Annotated in this window: 22 protein-coding genes and 1 tRNA gene; 17 read left to right on the top strand and 6 right to left on the bottom strand. The window is 44.5% G+C overall.

What is annotated here, in order from left to right:
* Positions 1-278: 278 nt before the first annotated feature.
* A complete protein-coding gene (locus ACTRDR_RS13480; protein WP_440528091.1) occupies positions 279-1,742 on the bottom strand; it encodes a spore germination protein in 1,464 nt (487 codons plus the stop codon).
* Between the two features lie 109 nt (positions 1,743-1,851).
* A complete protein-coding gene (locus tag ACTRDR_RS13475) occupies positions 1,852-2,505 on the bottom strand; it encodes a manganese efflux pump (RefSeq protein ID WP_440528090.1) in 654 nt (217 codons plus the stop codon).
* A gap of 13 nt (positions 2,506-2,518) precedes the next feature.
* On the opposite strand from ACTRDR_RS13475, the gene ACTRDR_RS13470 reads away from it, so the two are divergent.
* Positions 2,519-3,670 (top strand): SLC13 family permease, encoded by a 1,152-nt coding sequence (locus ACTRDR_RS13470; protein WP_440528088.1) that lies wholly within the window; start codon positions 2,519-2,521, stop codon positions 3,668-3,670.
* 72 nt (positions 3,671-3,742) lie between these two features.
* Positions 3,743-4,303, top strand: a complete 561-nt coding sequence (locus tag ACTRDR_RS13465; RefSeq protein WP_022153466.1) for a TIGR01440 family protein — start codon at positions 3,743-3,745, stop codon at positions 4,301-4,303.
* A 50-nt stretch (positions 4,304-4,353) separates the two neighbouring features.
* On the opposite strand, the gene ACTRDR_RS13460 is transcribed toward ACTRDR_RS13465, so the two are convergent.
* On the bottom strand, positions 4,354-5,526 hold the full coding sequence (locus tag ACTRDR_RS13460; RefSeq protein WP_440528087.1) for a glycoside hydrolase family 5 protein: 1,173 nt from the start codon (positions 5,524-5,526) through the stop codon (positions 4,354-4,356).
* Positions 5,527-5,728: 202 nt separating this feature from the next.
* Between ACTRDR_RS13460 and ACTRDR_RS13455 the strand changes: the two genes are divergently transcribed.
* The 4 genes from ACTRDR_RS13455 to ACTRDR_RS13440 all read left to right on the top strand — a co-directional run bounded on the left by ACTRDR_RS13455 (position 5,729) and on the right by ACTRDR_RS13440 (position 10,862).
* Positions 5,729-7,153, top strand: coding sequence for an RsmB/NOP family class I SAM-dependent RNA methyltransferase (locus ACTRDR_RS13455; RefSeq protein WP_440528085.1), 1,425 nt, complete (start codon positions 5,729-5,731; stop codon positions 7,151-7,153).
* 73 nt (positions 7,154-7,226) lie between these two features.
* Complete coding sequence (locus ACTRDR_RS13450; RefSeq protein WP_440528083.1) at positions 7,227-7,991, top strand: RluA family pseudouridine synthase; 765 nt, start codon at positions 7,227-7,229, stop codon at positions 7,989-7,991.
* Positions 7,992-8,037: 46 nt separating this feature from the next.
* Positions 8,038-9,120 carry an AI-2E family transporter gene (locus ACTRDR_RS13445; RefSeq protein ID WP_440528082.1) on the top strand — a complete coding sequence of 361 codons (1,083 nt, stop codon included), beginning with the start codon at positions 8,038-8,040 and terminating at the stop codon, positions 9,118-9,120.
* Positions 9,121-9,203: 83 nt separating this feature from the next.
* Positions 9,204-10,862 (top strand): O-antigen ligase family protein, encoded by a 1,659-nt coding sequence (locus ACTRDR_RS13440; protein ID WP_440528080.1) that lies wholly within the window; start codon positions 9,204-9,206, stop codon positions 10,860-10,862.
* 69 nt (positions 10,863-10,931) lie between these two features.
* Here ACTRDR_RS13440 and ACTRDR_RS13435 read toward each other — a convergent pair.
* A tRNA-Pro gene (locus ACTRDR_RS13435) sits at positions 10,932-11,005 on the bottom strand.
* Between the two features lie 130 nt (positions 11,006-11,135).
* Between ACTRDR_RS13435 and ACTRDR_RS13430 the strand changes: the two genes are divergently transcribed.
* The 5 genes from ACTRDR_RS13430 (at position 11,136) to ACTRDR_RS13410 (ending at position 15,400) form a co-directional block, all read left to right on the top strand.
* On the top strand, positions 11,136-12,338 hold the full coding sequence (locus ACTRDR_RS13430; RefSeq protein WP_440528079.1) for a class I SAM-dependent rRNA methyltransferase: 1,203 nt from the start codon (positions 11,136-11,138) through the stop codon (positions 12,336-12,338).
* Positions 12,339-12,596: 258 nt separating this feature from the next.
* Positions 12,597-13,529, top strand: coding sequence for a Fic family protein (locus ACTRDR_RS13425; protein WP_440528078.1), 933 nt, complete (start codon positions 12,597-12,599; stop codon positions 13,527-13,529).
* A 217-nt stretch (positions 13,530-13,746) separates the two neighbouring features.
* Positions 13,747-14,370 (top strand): alpha/beta fold hydrolase, encoded by a 624-nt coding sequence (locus ACTRDR_RS13420; RefSeq protein WP_072522432.1) that lies wholly within the window; start codon positions 13,747-13,749, stop codon positions 14,368-14,370.
* A complete protein-coding gene (locus ACTRDR_RS13415; RefSeq protein ID WP_119247641.1) occupies positions 14,357-14,917 on the top strand; it encodes an alpha/beta fold hydrolase in 561 nt (186 codons plus the stop codon). The genes ACTRDR_RS13420 and ACTRDR_RS13415 overlap by 14 nt, the downstream gene beginning before the upstream one ends.
* Before the next feature lie 42 nt (positions 14,918-14,959).
* Positions 14,960-15,400 carry a GNAT family N-acetyltransferase gene (locus tag ACTRDR_RS13410; RefSeq protein WP_118730809.1) on the top strand — a complete coding sequence of 147 codons (441 nt, stop codon included), beginning with the start codon at positions 14,960-14,962 and terminating at the stop codon, positions 15,398-15,400.
* A 309-nt stretch (positions 15,401-15,709) separates the two neighbouring features.
* Here the strand turns inward: ACTRDR_RS13410 and ACTRDR_RS13405 are convergent, their stop codons facing one another.
* Both ACTRDR_RS13405 and ACTRDR_RS13400 read right to left on the bottom strand, forming a co-directional pair.
* Positions 15,710-16,558 carry a GIY-YIG nuclease family protein gene (locus tag ACTRDR_RS13405; protein ID WP_440528076.1) on the bottom strand — a complete coding sequence of 283 codons (849 nt, stop codon included), beginning with the start codon at positions 16,556-16,558 and terminating at the stop codon, positions 15,710-15,712.
* Positions 16,559-16,584: 26 nt separating this feature from the next.
* On the bottom strand, positions 16,585-17,118 hold the full coding sequence (locus ACTRDR_RS13400; RefSeq protein ID WP_440528075.1) for a hypothetical protein: 534 nt from the start codon (positions 17,116-17,118) through the stop codon (positions 16,585-16,587).
* Between the two features lie 163 nt (positions 17,119-17,281).
* On the opposite strand from ACTRDR_RS13400, the gene ACTRDR_RS13395 reads away from it, so the two are divergent.
* The 6 genes from ACTRDR_RS13395 to ACTRDR_RS13370 are packed head-to-tail and all read left to right on the top strand — an operon-like array spanning position 17,282 to position 20,218.
* Positions 17,282-17,914: a GyrI-like domain-containing protein gene (locus tag ACTRDR_RS13395; protein ID WP_440528074.1), complete on the top strand. Its 633-nt coding sequence runs from the start codon at positions 17,282-17,284 to the stop codon at positions 17,912-17,914.
* A 27-nt stretch (positions 17,915-17,941) separates the two neighbouring features.
* Complete coding sequence (locus tag ACTRDR_RS13390; protein ID WP_440528073.1) at positions 17,942-18,310, top strand: nuclear transport factor 2 family protein; 369 nt, start codon at positions 17,942-17,944, stop codon at positions 18,308-18,310.
* A 30-nt stretch (positions 18,311-18,340) separates the two neighbouring features.
* A complete protein-coding gene (locus ACTRDR_RS13385) occupies positions 18,341-18,526 on the top strand; it encodes a hypothetical protein (RefSeq protein WP_022153066.1) in 186 nt (61 codons plus the stop codon).
* A 58-nt stretch (positions 18,527-18,584) separates the two neighbouring features.
* Entirely contained in the window at positions 18,585-19,133 is a 549-nt protein-coding gene (locus ACTRDR_RS13380; RefSeq protein WP_440528071.1) for a cysteine hydrolase family protein, read from the top strand.
* Between the two features lie 7 nt (positions 19,134-19,140).
* On the top strand, positions 19,141-19,734 hold the full coding sequence (locus ACTRDR_RS13375; RefSeq protein ID WP_440528069.1) for a DUF3267 domain-containing protein: 594 nt from the start codon (positions 19,141-19,143) through the stop codon (positions 19,732-19,734).
* A gap of 49 nt (positions 19,735-19,783) precedes the next feature.
* Positions 19,784-20,218: a hypothetical protein gene (locus ACTRDR_RS13370; RefSeq protein WP_440528068.1), complete on the top strand. Its 435-nt coding sequence runs from the start codon at positions 19,784-19,786 to the stop codon at positions 20,216-20,218.
* Positions 20,219-20,227 lie beyond the last annotated feature (9 nt).

Raw genomic sequence — 20,227 nt, 5'->3', positions numbered from 1 at the left:
AGTCATGACACAAGAAAAGCTCCCTCACAGGAAGGAGCTTTGTCTACAGTCTGAAAGAACGATACCAAATCGGTATCGTTCTTTTTTTCGAGCCCTGCCAGGGCTCGAAAGTTCGATGTCTACGCTCCGCTCCGGTCCGCGCAGGCCGAGGTCCCCCGGACCTCGTGCGCCGTCTCGCGCTTGATCCTCAAGGCTAAGATAGTACAAATCCGTCTGAAATGATTAGTAAGTAACAAGGTACCGTATGTTCTCGATGTCTCGCGCTCCGTATAGGAGTTTTATTTTGTATGCACATGTCCACGGGACCAGACTTTACTGGGTTGGGCCTTATAGGTGGGGCGGCGGAAGAGGAGGCTTTTCAGTGCAGGTCCGTTAAAGGGGAAGAGGGGCCAGAAGTAACTGAAGCCTGCGAAGGTCGGTGTGGTAATCATGGAGAGTGACACAAGCGTCAGACCGATAATAAAGCCGGGCAGACCCCATAATCCGGTGGTGACCACCAGGAGAATTCGATAGATGCGCAATGCATCGGCGAATTCTATACTGGAGAGAGACAGATTTGCCAACATAGTGACGGCGGCATAGAACAGGACTTCGGTAGAGGCCCAGTTAAGGCTGACAGCAATGTCACCAATCAACAATCCCCCTACAATAGACAGTGCACCGGAGACACGGCTGGAACTAAGTGCGGCAGAGTATTTGAAGAGGTCTAAGAGAAACTCCACCGCCAGCACATAGAAAAAAAGGCGGAAGGGTGACAGATCGCTGACAGGTGTGAGCTGCAGTGAGGAGGTGATCTCGGGATAATAGGCGGAGAGAAGTAAAAATACCGGCAGAAGCAGAAGACTCACCGGAATGCACAGGAAGCGTATCATGCGGAAATAAGTTCCGGTCAGGGGATTGTTGTAATAGTCTTCCGGACTCTGGGTAAACTGGAAGATCGTACCGGGAAGCAGCAAAACGGCGGGAGAATTGTCCACGATGAGCAGAATGTGTCCTTCGCACAGGTAGCTGCATGCCACATCGGGACGCTCTGTCAGCTGGATGCTGGGCAGGGGATTCCACCATCTTTTATGAATCAGAAGTTCTTCTAAGCTTTTGCTGCCCATAGTCAGCGAAGTGATCTGTAACCGGGAGAGTTTTTGCTTCAGAGCCTCTAATAACTCCTCGTTAACCTGGTCTGCCAGATAGGCGATCGCTACATCGGTGCGGCTCTCTGTTCCCAGGGTGCAGATGGAGAAGGTCAGTTTCGCAGAACGCACCCGGCGGCGGATAAGATTTGTATTGAATAAAAGTGTCTCCACGAAGCCGTCCCGGGCACCCCGGGTGCTCCGTTCGGTATCGGGCTCGGAGATACTGCGGACGGGATAGGTACGGACGTCAATGATCACCGCCTGATCGAAGCCGTTCACCAGGAGGATGGAAGGCCCACTTAAGAGATTTTGCAGGATATCATCCACAGAGGAGGTCAACGATACCTGTGCATAGCCGAGCCTGCTCTGCACATAGCCGGGGAGATCGCGGATCTCGGAATCCAGTGTATAGTGAGGATCCTGCAGGTCGGAGAAGATCTGCTGGAGGATCTCGGTATTGCAGAAACCATTGATCCCCAGCCAAAATGCCGGAGTTTCCCCCAACCGGAGATCGCGTGTGATCAGGTCAAAGCTTTTACCCAGAGGAAGCAATCGGTGGAGAAGATCAATATTTTGGGAAAGTTCTGTGGATAATGAATTGTTTTGTGTCATAAAAAGGGAATCCTTTCTGAATAATGATATAATGATTGCATAGACTGCCCGGTGGGTATATTGTATTATTCAGATAGATTCCCCATTATTTTGGTAACTATTCAGTCCATCAGTGATATAATTGCCACAGACCTAACAGGATCAATAAGAGCCCGGAGATGGGATCGGCATATTCTCCGACCTGCTGCAGGAGGACGGAACGTCCCAGGCGGCTCCCCAGTGTCAGGAATCCGAAGGAACAGAAAAAGGTGGATATCGAGGCAGGCAGAAAAGGAAGTCCGGTAATGCTGGCGGAGAAGCCGATACCGATATTATTCATGGAGAGGGCACAGCCCAGAGCCAGCGTCTGTGGGAGAGTCAGATTCCGATGTTCGGCAAATTTTTTCTTCTCCCGGCATAGGCTGCTGTTATCTGAAGAACTGCAACGCCATCTGGAAACCAGCCATTTTCCGGCATAGTAGAGCCCGAACAGGATCAGGATACTGCTTCCGGTCCGGGTTGCGATCTCACTGGGGATCAGAGGCAGTAAAAGGTTACCGAGGCTTATAGAGATCACAGTACCGATGAGAGTGACTGCGCTGATCAGCAGATTATGTTTTGCAGGAAGAGGGACCTTCTGCAGTCCCAGTGCGCAGCCTACCAGAAGTGCATCCAGACTGGCGGAGATACCGAAGAGCAATGAGGGCAGAACAGACATAGCATGCTCCGTAGAAAATATTCTTAATTTTACTATATTCCTGCAAAAATTTTTTGTGAGATACAACGCAAAGGAACAAATGAGTATGAAACTAAAGAGAAAACTGAGTGAATTTCTAAAAAGAGAGACGGTTCTGACTGTAGCTGTCTTTTTAGCGATCGTGTCTGCGGTGATGACTCCGCCGGACAGAGAATATGCAGGATATATTGATTTCCGCACGCTTTCGATTCTTTTCTGCCTGATGACGGTGATGGCAGGATTACAGAAGCTGGGTGTTTTCCGTAATATTGCAAAAACGCTGTTGCGGTATACACAGAATACTATACAGTTGGTAGAGGTATTGATACTTTTGTGTTTCTTTTTCAGTATGATCATCACTAATGATGTGTCATTGATCACGTTTGTACCGTTTACCTTCATTGTGCTGCGGCTGACAGGCGAAGAAGCTGTGAAAAAACTGGCAGTGCCAGTGATCGTTCTGCAGACGGTAGCTGCCAATCTGGGAAGTATGCTGACGCCGATCGGAAATCCGCAGAATCTGTATTTATATGGGAAAACACAGATGTCCGCTGGAACATTTATACTTTTGATGCTGCCTTATTCTCTGGTGTCACTGCTTTTACTGGTGATCTGTGGGGTAATTGTGGCAAAACGAAGCAGAATCGAAGTTCGGGGAGCAGAAGTTTTGCTGACAGAAGATGAGAAGCTGGAACAAAAGAAATATTTACTTCCGGCATATTTGCTGTTATTTGTGTTGTGTCTGCTGACTGTGGCTCATTTGATTCCTTATCCGGTGACATTGGTGACTGTGGCATTAGCGGTTCTCCTTTTAGATCGTGGAACTATTATAAAAGTGGATTATTCTCTTTTACTAACATTTGTGGGCTTCTTTATTTTCATAGGAAATATGGGAAGAATGCCTGCATTCTGCGACTTCCTGCAGAAGATCATCGGAGGCAGGGAAGTCATGACGGCCGTGATTGCCAGCCAGGTGATCAGCAATGTTCCGGCAGCCCTTTTATTATCTGGATTTACAGAAAATATCACGGCACTGATCATCGGCACGAATCTGGGAGGTCTGGGGACACTGATCGCATCCATGGCCAGTCTGATTTCTTATAAACAGGTGGTCAGACAGATTCCGGGAGAGAAAAAGAAGTATTTTGGATGGTTTACCATGGCAAATATGGCTTTTTTAATGATATTGGTATTGGAAAACTGTCTGCTGTAACTATAGAAAGCAGTCTGTCTGCCGGAAAAGACAGAAGATGGGAATAACTAAAAAAACTGGGAGGTATTCGTCATGACAGAAGATATGACAATCATTGCAGAAGAGGCATATTCCGCAGCCAGGGAGATCCTGGAGAAAGCTAAGCCGGAGGCGGGAGAACTGTTTGTAGTAGGGTGTTCCACCAGTGAAGTGGGAGGTGCATCCATCGGAACCTATTCCAGCCCGGAGCTGGCAGAGGTGGTCTTCGGCGGAATCTATCAGGCAACGCAGGAAGCAGGTGTCTATCTGGCAGCCCAGTGCTGTGAACACCTGAACCGCGCGCTGATCCTGGAAAAAGAGGCAGCCGTAAAATACGGTTATCCCATGGTCAATGTGGTTCCCCAGCCCAAGGCGGGAGGATCCTTCGCTACGGCAGCGTATAAAGCATTTGAACATCCGGTGGCAGTAGAACATATTCAGGCGGCAGCGGGAATGGATATCGGGGATACGTTGATCGGAATGCATTTGAGAGATGTGGCAGTACCGGTGCGTCTCCGGACCGGACAGATCGGAGACGCCCATGTGGTATGCGCCCGTACCAGACCGAAATTCATCGGCGGTGGCAGGGCAGTCTATGACGAAGAATTAATGTAGTGCAATCGTACGAATTTGTAAGCAGGAAGTTCTGAGGGCGGGATCGGGAATTATTTCTGTGGCATTTTGCGGAAGTAATTACGGATCCACCGTCCGGATTCATTGAAGTCCTCATCGGTCCAGTCGGAGAGAGCCGTGCTGGCAGCCTTGAAGACACTGCTGCTTTCGTCCTTGTTCGCCAGATTCCAGCAACAGAAGCTGATCTGATATTTGTTCAGCAGGTCCAGCCACTTGGTCGTGGAATCAAAATCATTGGCACCATTGCCGGAAGCGTCGCACATACCGAATTCGCTGACGAAGACAGGAAGATTGTTCTGTGCGCAGGTCTCTAAGCGGTTACGCAGGTCATCTTTGTGGGTGCCTGCGTAAAAATGCAGAGTATACATTACATTATCAAAGGTAAGCGGGGAAGCTGCGGATTTGTCGATCTCCTGGCTCCAGGTAGGAGTTCCTACGAGGATGACGGCATCCGGCTTCTGTTCCCGGATCACCGGGATGACTTCCTCGGCATAGGACTTGATGCTGTCCCAGGAGGTACCGCTGTTGGGCTCATTACAGATCTCATAGAGCACATTGTCGTTGTCGGCAAAAGCTTCCGACATTTCCCGGAAAAAGGCGATCGCCTCATCTTTGTTCTGATTCGGGTCACAATCACTTAAAATATGCCAGTCTACGATCACGTACATTCCAAGCTCTGTAGCGTAGGATACACCGTCTCTTACCAGCTGCTTCAGCTGTTCCTTATCACCGCCGGCACAATAACCGCCGTACTCCGCTGTATACATGGCGAGGCGGATACAATTGGTATTCCAGTCGTCCCGCAGGGTACGGAAGGAATCATAATTGATATACTGGGGGAACCAGGCAATACCGTGGGTGGACATACCGTAGAGCTGGACAGTGTTCCCGTCTGCATCGGTCAGCTTCCCGTTCTCCACATGGAGAGCGCCGTGCTGTCCGTAAGGAGTGGAGTCATCGACAGAGGGCGCCTCGAAAACTGCTGGTTCGGTTTCAGCGGGCTGTGCCCCGGATGCTTCGGAGGACGATGTTTGTTCAGAGGAAGCGGTACTTTCGGAGATGGTTTCCGTGATGGCAGTAGACGCTTCAGGGGAAGCAGATGTTGCGGCTTCATTCGGCGTATCCTGCCTGCCACAGCCAGCGAGAGCACAGGTGCCTAAGGCTGCCAGTACGGCACAGCTGAGTGTTTTTCTGAAAATAGACATAATAACCTCTTTTCTTATTCGAGAATCAACGAATGAAAATATGAACAATGGGTTACCTTTTAAAACTAAAAAACAAGCACTTACAACAAATATTATAATTGTGTCTGTGTAGCTTGGCAAGAAATGATTGCCCGCGGATAGGAGCTGTGATACAGTTAATGGGAACAGAGTTCGGAATAGAGGACAGAGATGGAGGAAACCTATGCTTCCGCAGTCATTTACAGAGAGAATGCAGGGACTTTTGGGATCGGAATATGAAGAGTTCCTGGCAAGCTTTGAGCATGAAAAATATCAGGCATTGCGTCTGAATCCGTTAAAAAGGGATGACATGTCTGTCATAACAGAAAAAGTAAAGCAGACTTTTCAGTTGCAGCCGGTTCCCTGGGCGGAGAACGGATATTACTATACCAAAGAGGACCAGCCGGGAAAGCATCCCTGGCATGAAGCGGGACTTTATTATATCCAGGAACCCAGTGCCATGGCACCTGTGACACTACTGTCACCTCGTCCCGGAGAGCGGATCCTCGATCTATGTGCTGCTCCCGGAGGGAAAAGTACCCAGATCGCATCAGCGATGGAGGGAGAGGGACTGCTTGTCACGAATGAGATCCATCCGGCGAGGGCGAAAATACTGTCAGAGAACGTAGAGCGCATGGGCATCAGCAACGCCTGTGTATTGAATGAGACGCCGGAGCACCTGGCGGATATTTTCGAAGAATATTTTGACCGGATCCTGGTGGATGCACCCTGCTCCGGAGAGGGAATGTTCCGGAAGAATGAAGTGGCCTGTGAGGAATGGAGCCCCGAAAATGTGCAGTTATGTGCAGACAGACAGGACGGGATCCTGGAGTGTGCGGCACGGATGTTAGTCCCGGGAGGCAGACTGGTATATTCTACCTGCACCTTTGCACCTGCGGAAAATGAGGGAAGCATCAGCCGTTTCCTGGCAAAGCATGAGGAATTCGAGATTGTCCCCATCGATAAAAAGGAACTGGGGATCCCGGAAGGCTGCGACGGTATTCCCGGTTGTGTAGAGAATCCGGCACCCGGCATTACGGGGACTTTACGTCTGTGGCCCCATAAGTTACGTGGCGAGGGGCATTATGCCGCAGTATTACAGAAAAAGGGAGAGCTTCCGGAAGGTTATCAGCCGGTGAGTGCCACCGGACCAGAGAAGGGAATTCCGGCGAAGAATCTGACAAGAGACTGGGCAGAGTATTTTAACTTCGCAAAAGAGACCTTTTCGGAGGAGCAGACGATCAGAGCAGGACTATGCACTGCCGGAGAAGGCTTTCTGGCATTTGGCGATAACCTGTACCGCATGCCGGAGAGAATGCCCGGGGTGAAAGGACTGAAGGTATTGCGCCCGGGACTTCATCTGGGCACCTTGAAAAAGAATCGTTTTGAACCGGCGCACGCGTTAGCACTGGCACTGCGTCCGGAGGATGTGAAGCATGTGTGGAAGCTGTCTGTGGAGGAAGCCGCGGCTTATCTGAAGGGACAGACTTTCTCTGCGGAAGGCGAGAAGGGCTGGTATCTGATCTGCGTGGACGGTTGTAGCCTTGGCTGGGGGAAACTGGCAGGCGGCGTCATGAAGAATCATTATCCTAAAGGACTGAGAAAGTGATTAGGCGATAGAGATGCAACGGTATAGATTAACATCCGGAACAACGGTTAGGGGGATGACAGAGGAATAGGTTATGAAAACGGAAATATTATATGAAGATAACAGCATACTGGTCATCCGCAAACCGGCAGGACTGGCGGTGCAGTCCGCCGGAATCGGACAGCCGGATGTGGTCAGTGAGTTGAAATCCCATCTTGCAAAGCTTCCCGGTGCGGGGAGACCTGGAAAAGGAGAGCCGTATCTGGGCATAGTCCACAGACTGGATCAGCCGGTGGAAGGACTGCTGGTATTTGCCAAAGACAAAAAGGCAGCAGCGGCATTGTCGAAGCAATTAACAGAAGGTGCGCTGAATAAACACTATTATGCAGTACTCTGTGGATATCCTGACTGCCCGGAGGGGGATCTTGTGGATTACCTTCGCAAGGAAGGTAATATGGCGGTGGCAGTGACCGGCAGGGAACAGGAATTTGCAGATGCGAAGATTGCCGCGCTGCACTATCGCATTTTGGAAGAGATCAACGATCCCTCTCCGCTTGCGCTTGCAGATGTAACGATCGGGACCGGACGGTTTCATCAGATCCGGGTGCAGTTCGCACATGCGGGATTTCCACTGTTTGGAGATACGAAGTATGGAACGGCAGCGTTAAAAGAGGCAATGCCTGCGCAGAAATATCGCGGCGTGGCACTATGCGCGTATTCTCTGGAGTTTGTCCATCCCGTTTCCGGGAAAAAGATGGGATTCCGGGTAGTGCCGAAGAATCCGGCATTTGCGGGTTTTGCGATGGAGGAATTGAAAAAACTCACAGAAAATGAAACCGGAATCTCCAAAAGGGGATAAAAAAAGTCTCTCAGAGCACACTAATCCCAAAAAGGGAGTGTGCGGAATGGACTGGGGAGAATTCGGTAAAAACATTATAGGAAAAAAGATGATAGTACTGCTTGCGGTGACGGGAGCAGTCTATTTTTTTCTGCAATATCTGACACCCCTTCTGGCACCGGTGCTGCTGGCGATGCTGTTCGTCACGATATTCGGACCGATGATGAAGCGGATGAACCGCAAACTGCATTTTCCAAGACCCTTAAGCGCCATAGTGCTTCTGATTCTGGCGACACTGCTGTTGGCTGTACTGTTATGGGTACTGAGCTCCTGGGTGCTGGGAAGTCTGCCGGTGTGGATCCGGAGTGTGGATGCGAGGGAGCAGGAGTGGCTGGCGATGGTACGGGATCTGTGTCACGGTGTGGGAGAGATCATTGGCGTGGACGCTTCCTATCTGGAAAATACGGTCAGCGGCAGACTGCAGGAGGGACTGGATTCGTTGGAGGAAAATATTCTGCCGGGGATGCTGTCGCAATCCATGCAGTATGTGCGGTGGTTTGCGGAGCTGGGAGGATTCCTGGTGACATTTCTCATTGCGTCGGTACTGTTGGCGAAAGACTATGACGGGATCATGAACCATCTGCTGGATCAGGAGTCCTGCCATGTGCTGCTGGAGGTGATCTGCGGGATCGTCCGCTATATCGCTACCTTTGTAAAAGCACAGGGGATCATCATGTCGGCGATCGCACTGACGGCAGCGGCTACGTTAGGGATCGCGGGGATAAAGCATGGAGTGCTGTGGGGGATCCTGGCGGGGATTCTGGATGCGCTGCCCTTTATTGGCACGGGGGTGGTGCTGGTGCCACTGGGAATCTGGCAGCTATTGGAGGGAAGCTTCGGTAGAGCGCTTATCTGCGGAGTGCTGTATGTGGTATGTATTTTCCTGCGGGAGATACTGGAGCCCCGTCTCATTGGCAGGAAAATAGGAGTGTCTCCCATTGCTGTATTAGTGTCGCTATATGCCGGGATCCAGCTGTTCGGCGTCTGGGGGATCATCAAAGGACCGTTGGGATTTGTGCTGATCTACGAGACGTATCATAGTCTGTCTAAGATGTCTGACCGGCAGACAAACGAAGAGACTCGCTCCTGAGAAAAGATTGACGAAAGAAGTCCGGAAAGCTATCATAAAAGGGGTAGTTCTATTACTTAAGGATGCTTTGGAAGGGCATGATTATGGCAAAACATACGACCGGAAAAAAGAAAACAGAATCTGTGGAGGAGACGCTTTGCAGTTTCAATGGTTTTTTGTGTGATATTGTGATCAGCGTATATATGTGTGCGGTACTGGTGGTATTGCCGCTTTATAATAAAGGATATGCACAGATCGGAACGGAGAAGGAGAATTTTTTCAGAAAGACCATGACCTACGGAGGAAAGGCATTGCTGCCGGTATTTATCCTGTGGGCGGTTTTTCGCCTCATTACGGCGATCCGTGCAAAGGAGCTGCCGGGGATCAGGGAATTGCCGGGGAGATTGTGGAGGGATCTGAGCAGTACGGATAAATTCGCGGCGTTATATGGGATCGCGGTACTATTGTCGTATCTGTTTACGAATTACCGGGAAGAAGCATTGTGGGGGACAGCGTCCTGGCGGATGGGAATGTGGACGCAGCTGGGAGCGGTGATCGTGTATTTTATGATCTCCCGTATGTGGCAGTGGAAGAGCTGGATCCCGGCGCTGATACTGCCGGTGTCTGCGGTTGTTTTCGCCCTGGGATATGTGAATAAGTTCTGCCTGTTTCCCATAGATACACAGTTCGTAAATACCTCTTTTATCTCGACGATAGGGAATATCAACTGGTACTGCGGGTATCTGGTGACGATATTGTTCGGGGGAGTCTATCTGCTGTGGCGGATGGAAGAGAAAATGACCTGGAAAAAGCTGTTGCTGATGGCATATGTGACGATCGGCTTCGCCTCGTTGGCGACCCAGGGAAGCAGCAGCGGCATTGTAACCTTCACGGTGGTCATGTTCGTATTATTCGGGATGTCCGTGAGAGATAGTGGGAGGATGGAAGTGTTCTGGCAGGAGATGACGATGTTTTCCGGGGCATGCCTGTTGACCTTTATATTGCGAAAAGCGAATGTGTTTTCACAGGAATTAGTGCTGGAAGAAATGACGGATCTGCTGACGTTTTCGATGGTAACCATACTTATGACGATACTGTCAGGAACCATTTTATGCTTAATACACAGAGCTCGGCTGAAGCGCAGTTACCCGGAGAAACTGTTACATAGAATCTATTGCGGGATCGCTATTGCGGTGCCGGTCATGATATTGCTTGTTTTATTACTGACGCTGATCAATACCTTGGCCGGTGGCGCGTTGACTCCCGGCATTACAGACCCGAATGTGACAAAATGGCTGACGTTTAATGTCAGTTGGGGGAGTGCCCGGGGCGGTACCTGGGCAGCAGGCGCCAGATGCTTCTGGGAGGCGGATCTTCTGCATAAAATATTCGGCGTGGGACCGGATTGCCTGTATGCATTTTTATCCAACGAGGGAAGTGTGGGATTGCAGACGATGGTGAATGACCGTTTTGGCGGGAGCCGGCTTACGAATGCACACAATGAATGGCTGACGATTCTGGTAGATATAGGAGTATTGGGAATCATCAGTTATGCCGGAATGATGATTACGGCGATCAGAGATTTCCTTCGTGCCGGGGAGAACAAGATGGTGGTGGGAGCCTGCGGGATCTGCGTGCTGGCGTATACAGTGAATAATATGTTTAGTTTTCAGCAGGTGATGAATATTTCGACGGTGTTTGTGATTATGGGGATTGGGGAGAATTTGCGGTCTGCGCCCGAACGGTGTGTCCGAACCAGTTAGAGGTCGTAAGTTTGAATAGTTGCAAGAACAAAAATACTCCCTCACACATGTGTGAGGGAGTATTTTTCGTCGTCGCGACAAGATTCGAACTTGCGACCTCTGCGTCCCGAACGCAGCGCTCTACCAAACTGAGCCACGCGACGATTATTAACATGAATTGCGTCAACATTAAAATAATAAATAAAAACCCATTGATTGTCAAGCAAAAAACGAATATGATAGAAGAAAAAGTTGCAAAAACGATAAAACCACGAAATTAAGAGAGGAAATTCTATGTACAATACAACGGTAACGCTGAAAAAAGGAGAAGGAAGAACGCTGAAAGCCGGGGGAATGTGGGTATTCGATAATGAGATCGCATCCATCCTGGGGACGTTTGAGAATGGCGACATTGTAAACATTCATGATTTTGACGGCTATTTCATGGGATACGGTTATATCAATACCAATTCCAAGATCACGCTTCGTCTGCTGGCGCGCAGGAAAGATACGGTGATCGATGAGGCATTTTTTGAGCAGAGGGTGCGGGATGCCTGGAATTACCGCAAGGAGACCATTGATACCTCCAGCTGTCGTCTGATCTTCGGAGAGGCGGATTTCCTGCCGGGTATTGTCATTGATAAGTTCTCGGATGTATTGGTAGTGGAATCTCTGGCATTGGGAATCGATAAGTGGAAGCTTGTGATCATTGATGCTTTGCAGAAAGTACTGGCGGAGGATGGCATTACCATCCGCGGTGTCTACGAGCGGAGCGATGCCAAGGTACGCTTACAGGAGGGGATGGAGCGTTACAAGGGCTTCATCGGCGAACCGTTTGACACGAAAGTAGAGATCGTGGAGAACGGTGTGCATTACATGGTGGATGTAGAGGACGGACAGAAGACAGGATTTTTTCTGGATCAGAAGAATAACCGTGCCGCCATTCATCGTTTCTGTAAGGATAAAAAGGTGCTGGACTGCTTCACACATACCGGCTCCTTTGCATTGAACGCGGGAATCGCCGGAGCGAAAAGTGTTCTGGGTGTGGATGCTTCCCAGCTGGCTGTGGATCAGGCAATGGAAAATGCGAAGCTGAACGGACTGGAAAATACGGTAAGCTTCCGATGTGCGGATGTCTTCGAGTTATTGCCGGAGCTGGAGGCGCAGGGCGAGAAATATGATGTGGTGATCCTGGATCCGCCCGCTTTTACCAAGTCCCGCAATTCCATCAAAAATGCCGTAAAAGGATATCGCGAGATCAATCTTAGGGGCTTAAAGCTGGTGAAGGACGGCGGATTCCTGGTAACTTGTTCCTGCTCTCATTTTATGGATCCTGAGCTTTTCGCCAAAACAATCCGGGAGGCTTCTCATGGTGCGCATAAGCGTCTCCGCCAGGTAGAATTCAAGACACAGGGCCCGGATCATCCGATCCTGTGGGCAGCGGACGAGAGCTATTACCTCAAGTTCTACATCTTCCAGGTGGTTGATGAAAAGTAGAAGTGGAAAATAGTGAAAAAATAGTGAAATAATAATGGAAAAAGTCCTCCTTTTTGGATATAATAATATTTGAAAGGGAGGCTTTTTTATATGATTAAAGTGACTTTAACGAATGAAATTTTAAGATATATTACAGAAATTGAGCAGAACAGATATAAAGTTTCGTCAGTAAAGCTCTCCAAAACAGTTATGAATAAGCTTCGCAAAAATTCAAAGAAAAAAAGTTCGTATGCCTCGAACAAGATAGAGGGAAATCCCTTGTCGGAAAAACAGGTGAACGAAGTAATAGAAAGTGATGAAAGAAAGCATTATCTGAAACCGGAGCAGGAAGTCCGGAATTATTTTTTGGCGTTGAATTATCTCGAAGAAAAGGTAAAGAATAAAGAAAAATTTTCCAAGAAACTTATTTTAGATGTACAGAAACTGGTGGAAAAGGGGGCGTCCAAAGAAAAAATAGGTCTCAGAGGACCTATGCCGCCCGGAGTTCTGTTTGCAGTGTATGATTCCAAAACAGGGAATCCGGATTATATTCCCCCGGAATATTGTGACATTCCGGGACTTTTGGATGAATTAGTGGAGTATGTAAATACTACGGATGATCACCCTCTGATCGTAGCAGCAGTGGTGCATTATCAATTAGTGACAATACATCCGTTCGAAGACGGCAATGGTAGAACGGCAAGACTCTTATCCGGTTATATTATGGACTTGAACGGTTACGGATTTAATGGAATCGGATCGTTAGAAGAATATTTTGCATACGATATAGATGAATATTATGAATCCATTCAGATGGGACTTCCGGCATTGTATTATTCCGGAAGAGAGAATCCTCCGCATCCGGAGATCTGGATCAATTATTTTCTGCGAATGGTGAAACTGTATTCGAGAAAAGTCTGTGACTTACAGTTGGCTTCTGAGGAGGAAGATATTGCAGGAAGTCTATCTTTTCTGAAAGGAAAAGAAAAGGAGCTATTATTGTTTTTAATGAAAAACTATCGGGGAGAGTTTACTCCGATTGAAATTAGCAGAGAATTGTCGGTAACAAACAAAACGATTATTAACAGACTGACGATACTGGTAAAAAATGGATTTGTGATTCCCATATTAGTCAATAAGAGAATCCGATCGTATGAATTGAGTGAATTTACCAAAGATCATGAGAAAAAAATTATAAAAGCTATCAGCTAAAAGCTTTCAGATTTCAAATTGTTGACGAAAAATAACGACTGGAAAGCTTATGGGGGAAACGGTATGTCCTATTTGAATGGTAACAGAAAACTAACAAAGGACTAACCACACGGCAGAGAGTGATCGATAAAAATCGGTTGCTCTTTTTTTATTGTGAATGAGCTTGCATGTGCTATAATAAAACAAATTAACAAATCGGAAGTTGAGGAGAGAACAGATGAAATACTTATACTTGCATGGATTGGGACAAAATGCAGGCAGTTGGAACAAGGCGATAGAAGCAACAGAAGTGTTGGATCATAGCGTATGCTTGGATTTGTCGGAAATGGTCAAAGGCAAAGCGGCAACATATTCCACCCTCTACTCTGCTTTTGTGGAATTGTGTGATGCAGAAAATGAGGAAATCATTTTGTGTGGTCTTTCCTTGGGTGGAGTGTTGGCACTTAACTATGCGATAGACTATCCCCAAAAAGTAAAGGCATTAGTTTTGATTGCAACGCAGTATAAGATGCCAAAGAGATTATTAAAACTGCAAAATGCACTATTTCGTTTTATGCCACAGTCGATGTTTCAACAAACCGGCTTTGGAAAACTCGATTTTATAAGTCTGTGTGACACCATGGTGGCACTTGATTTTAGTGATTCATTGAACCAAGTCTCCTGTCCTGTATTGGTCGTTTGTGGAGAAAAAGATAAAACCAACAAAAGAGCATCTATCGAACTTGCAGATATTATGAAGCATTCCCAATTCAAAGAAATTCCGAGAACCGGTCACGAAGTGAATTTGGAATCTCCGGAAGAATTAGCATCCTTATTGCGAGAGTTTTATAAAAGTATCTGACAACTTCAAAGTTGTATCGTGGAGAAAAATATGTGTCATGGGTGTATCACAGGGTGGAGTGATATCTATGCATCTTGCAGCAAAATATCCAGAGCTTGTAACCAAGTTGGTTCTTGCCAATACGGCACCATATGCAAATGATGTCATTAAAACGGTTGTTGGTACATGGATTGATATGGCCAAGCAAGGTGATTTTAAAGATATATTTATTGATACTGCTGAGAAAACATACTCTGAACAGAAATTAAAAACATACCGACGATTTTACGGAATATTATTAAAAATGAGTGAACCAAGGAGTTTAGAAAGGTTTATTATACAGGGAAATGCTTGTATGGCACATGATGCACGGCCCTGGCTTGGAAAGATTCAAGTACCAACCCTTATTGTTGGCGGAGAACGGGATTATATTGTCGGAAATAAGGCAGCATATGAGCTAGCTGAGAATATTTCTGATTGCAAGCTTAAAATCTATGAAAAATATGGTCATGGTGCTTTTGAAGAAGCAAAAGATTTTAATGATTTAGTTTTGAAATTTCTTGTCTGAAAAAGTGAACATAACGATAAGTCGTAATTTGTGGAGGTAAGTATGATAGTACCTGTAGATGAAACAAATCTTCTTCAAGCCGCAACCATCCATTCAATATCCTGGAAGGAATCGCATCGTGCATTTTGTACTCCTGATTTCATAGAAACACACACGCCAGATCGGCAACGGGAGTATTTAAGAAACAAGATGAACAACGGAACAAAGCTCTATATGCTTGTAGAAGAAAAATCAATAGGGGTTGTTTCTGTAACAAAGGGTTTAATAGAGGATCTTTATATTCTTCCAGATATGCAAAACATGGGTTATGGAACGAAATTGTTACTATACGCAGTAGGCCAATGTACGGATACCCCTACGCTGTGGATTCTTGAGAATAATATAAATGCTGAGAGACTCTATCGTCGAATAGGCTTTAAGGCGACAGGGAGAAAGAACGCAATAACAAATAAACTTGATGAGATTGAGTTCGCATTGACATAAATTACAGTTTGTATATGAGATTAACAGATAGTGAAAAATAGTGAAATAATAATGGAAAATACCATGATAAGAAAATTTATTGATAATGACCTGGATTCTGTTATGGAGATATGGCTCTCCGCCAACATAAACGCTCATAATTTCATATCGAAAGATTATCGGCTTGTCAATTTTTAAGTGGTAAAGGGTATGCTTCCTTCCTACGATTAAAACCAAACTGTAGATGACACTACCGGTGAAAAAGAATATTCAATGGTCTGGAAGAAGCCGGGAATGTCCGATCTTCTTCCATAATCACAAAGCTGCTGTTTAATTCGCATTCATACCGTATTCTTTCGTGCCAAGCTTTCTTTTCCACAAGCTTTCAGCATTTATGATCATATCATCCGGAACGGACATCGAAAATATTTGCAGAATAGAGAACTGAAAATATCGATACCTGTCCGGATGATCACAGATTAATTCTTTCATCAGTTTGTTATTTCCATGAAAAGTATCCGCATAGCATTTCCAACGCTCCAGTAAACCGCCATCTCCATATGCGGATCCCACGTACTGCTGTCCATTTTTGGTATCCAGGATCAGATATACCGCTTTCACACTGGAAAGCGCAGTCTGCCATAGCTTATAATGATCCATGTCATTTTCTATTATTTCTTTTAATTTCTCATAAGATAAAACCACATTCTCATATCCTACAAATTCCAACTTCTGGATAGATTGTATTGCTTTCACTGCTTTTTCTGTGGTTCCCTTTTGATGCCATGCTCTGATAGCTTCTCCCCATTCGATAATTAATCTATTCTCAAATTCCTTTAACACATCTACATATTCCAGCTCATAGTAATCTCCCGGTTTCTCAAAAGCCAGCGGACAAGGATAGCCTTCCGGCATCACTTCCGGGGATTTCGGCACCGCAGCGCCTACCCTATATAACTTATAGAATCTTGCTTCTGTCCCTTTTCCGCTGATAAATACCGCCCAGTAATCATAGCCTTTGTTAAAATCTTTCTTCTGTTCAGCGGTATATTCTTTTACCATATTCTTTTCGTAGCAGGCGCGAAACTCTTTGTCATTCAATGTATGACGAATTAACTGTACTTTCGCAGGATCCAGTCCTGCCTTTCTCAAGATATCCGAAAAATTTAAAAGTGCCATGCATAATCCTCTTTTCCGTTCTCTAATTAATAAATTACTTTGTTACCTTTTTCCTTATCCAACTGATACAACACCTTATCTATCTGGGAAAAGGCTATTTCCGGACACATTTCCTGCTGATATTTCCGGCAATCTTCTATGTACTGAAGATAGAGATTCGTCAGTCGCGATATTTGAGTCATGCTCTTTGGATAATCCACAGTATAAAGTTCCCGATACGCTCTCTGATCAATAATAGGGAATGCGTCCGGGTAATAAAAATGAAGTACTGTACTTGCCATTGGCAGCTGCATCCCTTTTGTCTGCAATAATTTTTCTACGACCTTCGGCGTCTTTTCACTCTCCAGTGCCTGTAGAGGTGATTTGATCTCCTTTAATGATAAGATTGCATCAATCAGTTCCTCTGTCACAAATGGTCTGCGATTCATCTTCCATAAGACGATCTCGTTGATAATATCTCTGTTTTCCCGGTAATCTCCTGTTGCTGCATTCACTGCGCGATTCATAATATCTATACCGCCATCGTATGCAAAACGGCTAAGTACTTCCTGATAATCCATGGTGTCACCTCAATTTAATTGCATTCCTACTGTAGTTCTTGTATCTTGTCCTATTTTCGTGAACTTCTGTGCTTATTATAACATTATCTAAAGATTGGGAAAACCGTATAATTATCTATTTTCTTATGGTAAAATACAGTTAAACAAAATTTGGGAGGTTATTATGGCTTTTGATTTTAAGAAAGAATATAAAGAATTTTATATGCCTAAAAATAAACCGGAGATTGTAAATGTACCTCGGGCAAATTATATTGCTGTCAGGGGAAAAGGTGATCCCAACGAAGAAGGCGGGACATATCAGCAAGCGATTAGTGTACTATACGCTGTTGCATATACTTTGAAAATGAGTTATAAAACAGATTACAAAATTGAGGGATTTTTTGAGTATGTAGTTCCGCCCCTTGAGGAATTTTGGTGGCAGGAAAATATGGATGGTATAGACTATACAGACAAAGCTTCTTTTCACTGGATATCTGTTATTCGGTTGCCTGATTTCATTTCTAAAGCTGATTTTGATTGGGCGGTCGAAACAGCAACAATAAAGAAGAAACTCGATTGTTCATCAGCGGAGTATCTTATAATTGATGAAGGATTATGCGTTCAAATTATGCACTTGGGTTCTTTTGATGATGAGCCGGCAACCGTTGCAGTTATGGATGCTTATTTAGGGGAAAACGGGTATGTTAATGATATTAACAAAGATAGAATGCACCATGAGATCTATATGTCTGATGCAAGAAGGCTTGCTCCGGAGAAATGGAGAACTGTAATTAGACATCCGATCAAGAAAGCGTAAAATCGAAATTTTAAGGAGAATGAAAAAATGAATATACATGAATTTTGGAAAGCAGTTCTCGTTCAAGATGAGAATGAAATCAGAAAATATTTTCATGAGGATGCATATGTAAATTGGCATTGTACGAATGAACATTTCAATTTGGATGAGTATATTATTGCGAATTGCGAATATCCCGGAGAATGGAATGGAGTGGTTGAAAGAACAGAAGAAATGGGTAATTTACTGGTAACAGTTGCTAATGTATATCCGAAGGATAAGAGTGTTTCATTTCATGTAACGTCATTTATTAAAATTGTTAATGATAAGATTATTTCATTGGATGAGTATTGGGCTGATGATAGTGATGCTCCGCAATGGAGATTGAATAAGCATATTGGAACTGCGATAAAATGAAAATTCAAGTTTGATAAGAAGGGACTTTACATGAAAAAGAGTATATCAAGGATTATCGGTTTGACAATGTTAATTATAGCTATTGTATTTATAATGTTTGCATTGAATCATCCAGAAAAGAGTTTCCCTTGGAGTAATACAATTACTTGGTTACTGTATGGTGTATATTTTCTTGTGACAGTAGTGCTGCTTATTGCTCCTAAGATGAAGAAGTGATAAACTTCAAGTTTTTGAAACTGGAAAATCGGTGTTTTTATATGTAAAGGAAAAACGAATGAAATTACTTGTGATAGATATACAAAAAGGAATAACAGATAGTAGACTTTTTAATTTTCAAGCGTTTATTGATGATACTATAAGAATTATAAAAGCAGCTAGAGATAATCAAATAGAGGTTATCTATTTTCAACATGACGATGGACCAGGAACGGGGTTTTCAATCGGTGATGAAGACTTCGAAATTGCAGAACAAGTGATTCCCAAGGAAGGGGAAAAGATATTTATAAAAAATATCAATAGTTGTTTTGGAAATAAAGATTTTACGGATTATGTTAAAGATGATAATACATTAATGATAGTGGGACTACAGACAAACTTCTGTATAGATGCAACTGTGAAATCTGCTTTTGAGAGAGGATATAAAGTAATTGTTCCACAAGGGGCAAATTCAACATTTGATAACGACTATATGACTGGAGAAGAAACATATAAATATTACAATGATATGATGTGGCCAAAGAGATTTGCTACATGTGTATCTGTTGATGAAGCAATTAAATTGATGGAAAGTTCAATCGGAGTTTGTTACTCTTTTTGGAGGTGAATTGGTAATGATAAAATTAAAAATGTCTATTGAAGATATAAGTGAGTATCAGACAGGTATTTTACCAAAGAATGCTGTTAAAATAGAAACACCTCAGAGCATTGAAGAGATGATGAAAAAAGCGGCACCTATTGCAGCGGTATTATGTGTTTTAATGTTTGTAACGATGCTGTGTAAAACAGTTATGAACAAGACAGTTGTTATTTCGCATGTATTTATTTTGATTGGATTTTGCCTGGGGTATATTTGTTTGGTGATACACGAGTGGTTACATGGGATTGTCTATCCGAGAAACGCACTGGTTACGATAGGTAAAATAACGGGTAAGATATCATTTGTTGCATTAGCATCATATCCTCTGAAGCGTAGAAGGTTTATTGTAATGTGCCTATTACCATTTGTGCTTGGAATAACACCATTATTGATTTTTATTGTTAGTCCGGCAGAATATAGAGAATTAAATGGACTAATGTTTGGCATGTCATGTATGGGTATGGTTTCGCCATTTCCCGATGTATATAATGTTTTTATTGTCTTAAAAAATGCAAATAAAAAAGATGCAATAATGTTTTATAAAAACGATATGTATAAGGTATCGTAAATTCCAGTTTGGAGAATTGAGAAAATCGAAGTTTGTGATGGTAGATAATATGGAATGGTTTAATGTTTTTGGGCTGATTTTTATTGCAGTCATTATGATACCCAATGTTGTATTTGCGATTAAGTGCAAAGATGGATTTGATAATAAGTGGAACAATAAATATGTTGAGGTCACAGAACAAGTAGGGAGATTGGGTTGTTTCGGATTCATGATAATCAATATTCCGGGAACTTGGTTCGGGTGGTGGTCTGACGAAGCATTTGCACTATATCTGATTGTAGATACCATATTGGTAATGCTTTATTGTGCTATTTGGATTATATGTTTTAAGAAAAACAGCGTTTTCAGAGCATTAGCACTTTCTATTATTCCTTCAATGTTGTTCTCATTTAGTGGGATTATGAGTAGGTCAGTGCTATTGATTATTGCATCAGTATTATTTGCACCAAGTCATATTGTGATTTCATATAAAAATGTAAAATGATATTTACAA

This window comes from Simiaoa sp. (genome assembly GCF_051972595.1).
In the GTDB taxonomy this organism is placed as follows: domain Bacteria; phylum Bacillota; class Clostridia; order Lachnospirales; family Lachnospiraceae; genus Acetatifactor; species Acetatifactor hominis.
The sequence above is the reverse complement of the archived record's forward strand: the minus strand, read 5'-3'. Positions and strand labels throughout refer to the sequence as shown.

Bases quoted from the DNA above. Each gene is read 5' to 3' on its own strand.
- ACTRDR_RS13480 (WP_440528091.1), bottom strand. From the start codon at position 1,742: ATGACACAAAACAATTCATTATCCACAGAACTTTCCCAAAATATTGAT.
- ACTRDR_RS13470 (WP_440528088.1), top strand. From the start codon at position 2,519: ATGAGTATGAAACTAAAGAGAAAACTGAGTGAATTTCTAAAAAGAGAG.
- ACTRDR_RS13465 (WP_022153466.1), top strand. From the start codon at position 3,743: ATGACAGAAGATATGACAATCATTGCAGAAGAGGCATATTCCGCAGCC.
- ACTRDR_RS13460 (WP_440528087.1), bottom strand. From the start codon at position 5,526: ATGTCTATTTTCAGAAAAACACTCAGCTGTGCCGTACTGGCAGCCTTA.
- ACTRDR_RS13455 (WP_440528085.1), top strand. From the start codon at position 5,729: ATGCTTCCGCAGTCATTTACAGAGAGAATGCAGGGACTTTTGGGATCG.
- ACTRDR_RS13450 (WP_440528083.1), top strand. From the start codon at position 7,227: ATGAAAACGGAAATATTATATGAAGATAACAGCATACTGGTCATCCGC.
- ACTRDR_RS13445 (WP_440528082.1), top strand. From the start codon at position 8,038: ATGGACTGGGGAGAATTCGGTAAAAACATTATAGGAAAAAAGATGATA.
- ACTRDR_RS13440 (WP_440528080.1), top strand. From the start codon at position 9,204: ATGGCAAAACATACGACCGGAAAAAAGAAAACAGAATCTGTGGAGGAG.
- ACTRDR_RS13430 (WP_440528079.1), top strand. From the start codon at position 11,136: ATGTACAATACAACGGTAACGCTGAAAAAAGGAGAAGGAAGAACGCTG.
- ACTRDR_RS13420 (WP_072522432.1), top strand. From the start codon at position 13,747: ATGAAATACTTATACTTGCATGGATTGGGACAAAATGCAGGCAGTTGG.
- ACTRDR_RS13410 (WP_118730809.1), top strand. From the start codon at position 14,960: ATGATAGTACCTGTAGATGAAACAAATCTTCTTCAAGCCGCAACCATC.
- ACTRDR_RS13405 (WP_440528076.1), bottom strand. From the start codon at position 16,558: ATGGCACTTTTAAATTTTTCGGATATCTTGAGAAAGGCAGGACTGGAT.
- ACTRDR_RS13400 (WP_440528075.1), bottom strand. From the start codon at position 17,118: ATGGATTATCAGGAAGTACTTAGCCGTTTTGCATACGATGGCGGTATA.
- ACTRDR_RS13395 (WP_440528074.1), top strand. From the start codon at position 17,282: ATGGCTTTTGATTTTAAGAAAGAATATAAAGAATTTTATATGCCTAAA.
- ACTRDR_RS13390 (WP_440528073.1), top strand. From the start codon at position 17,942: ATGAATATACATGAATTTTGGAAAGCAGTTCTCGTTCAAGATGAGAAT.
- ACTRDR_RS13385 (WP_022153066.1), top strand. From the start codon at position 18,341: ATGAAAAAGAGTATATCAAGGATTATCGGTTTGACAATGTTAATTATA.
- ACTRDR_RS13380 (WP_440528071.1), top strand. From the start codon at position 18,585: ATGAAATTACTTGTGATAGATATACAAAAAGGAATAACAGATAGTAGA.
- ACTRDR_RS13375 (WP_440528069.1), top strand. From the start codon at position 19,141: ATGATAAAATTAAAAATGTCTATTGAAGATATAAGTGAGTATCAGACA.
- ACTRDR_RS13370 (WP_440528068.1), top strand. From the start codon at position 19,784: ATGGAATGGTTTAATGTTTTTGGGCTGATTTTTATTGCAGTCATTATG.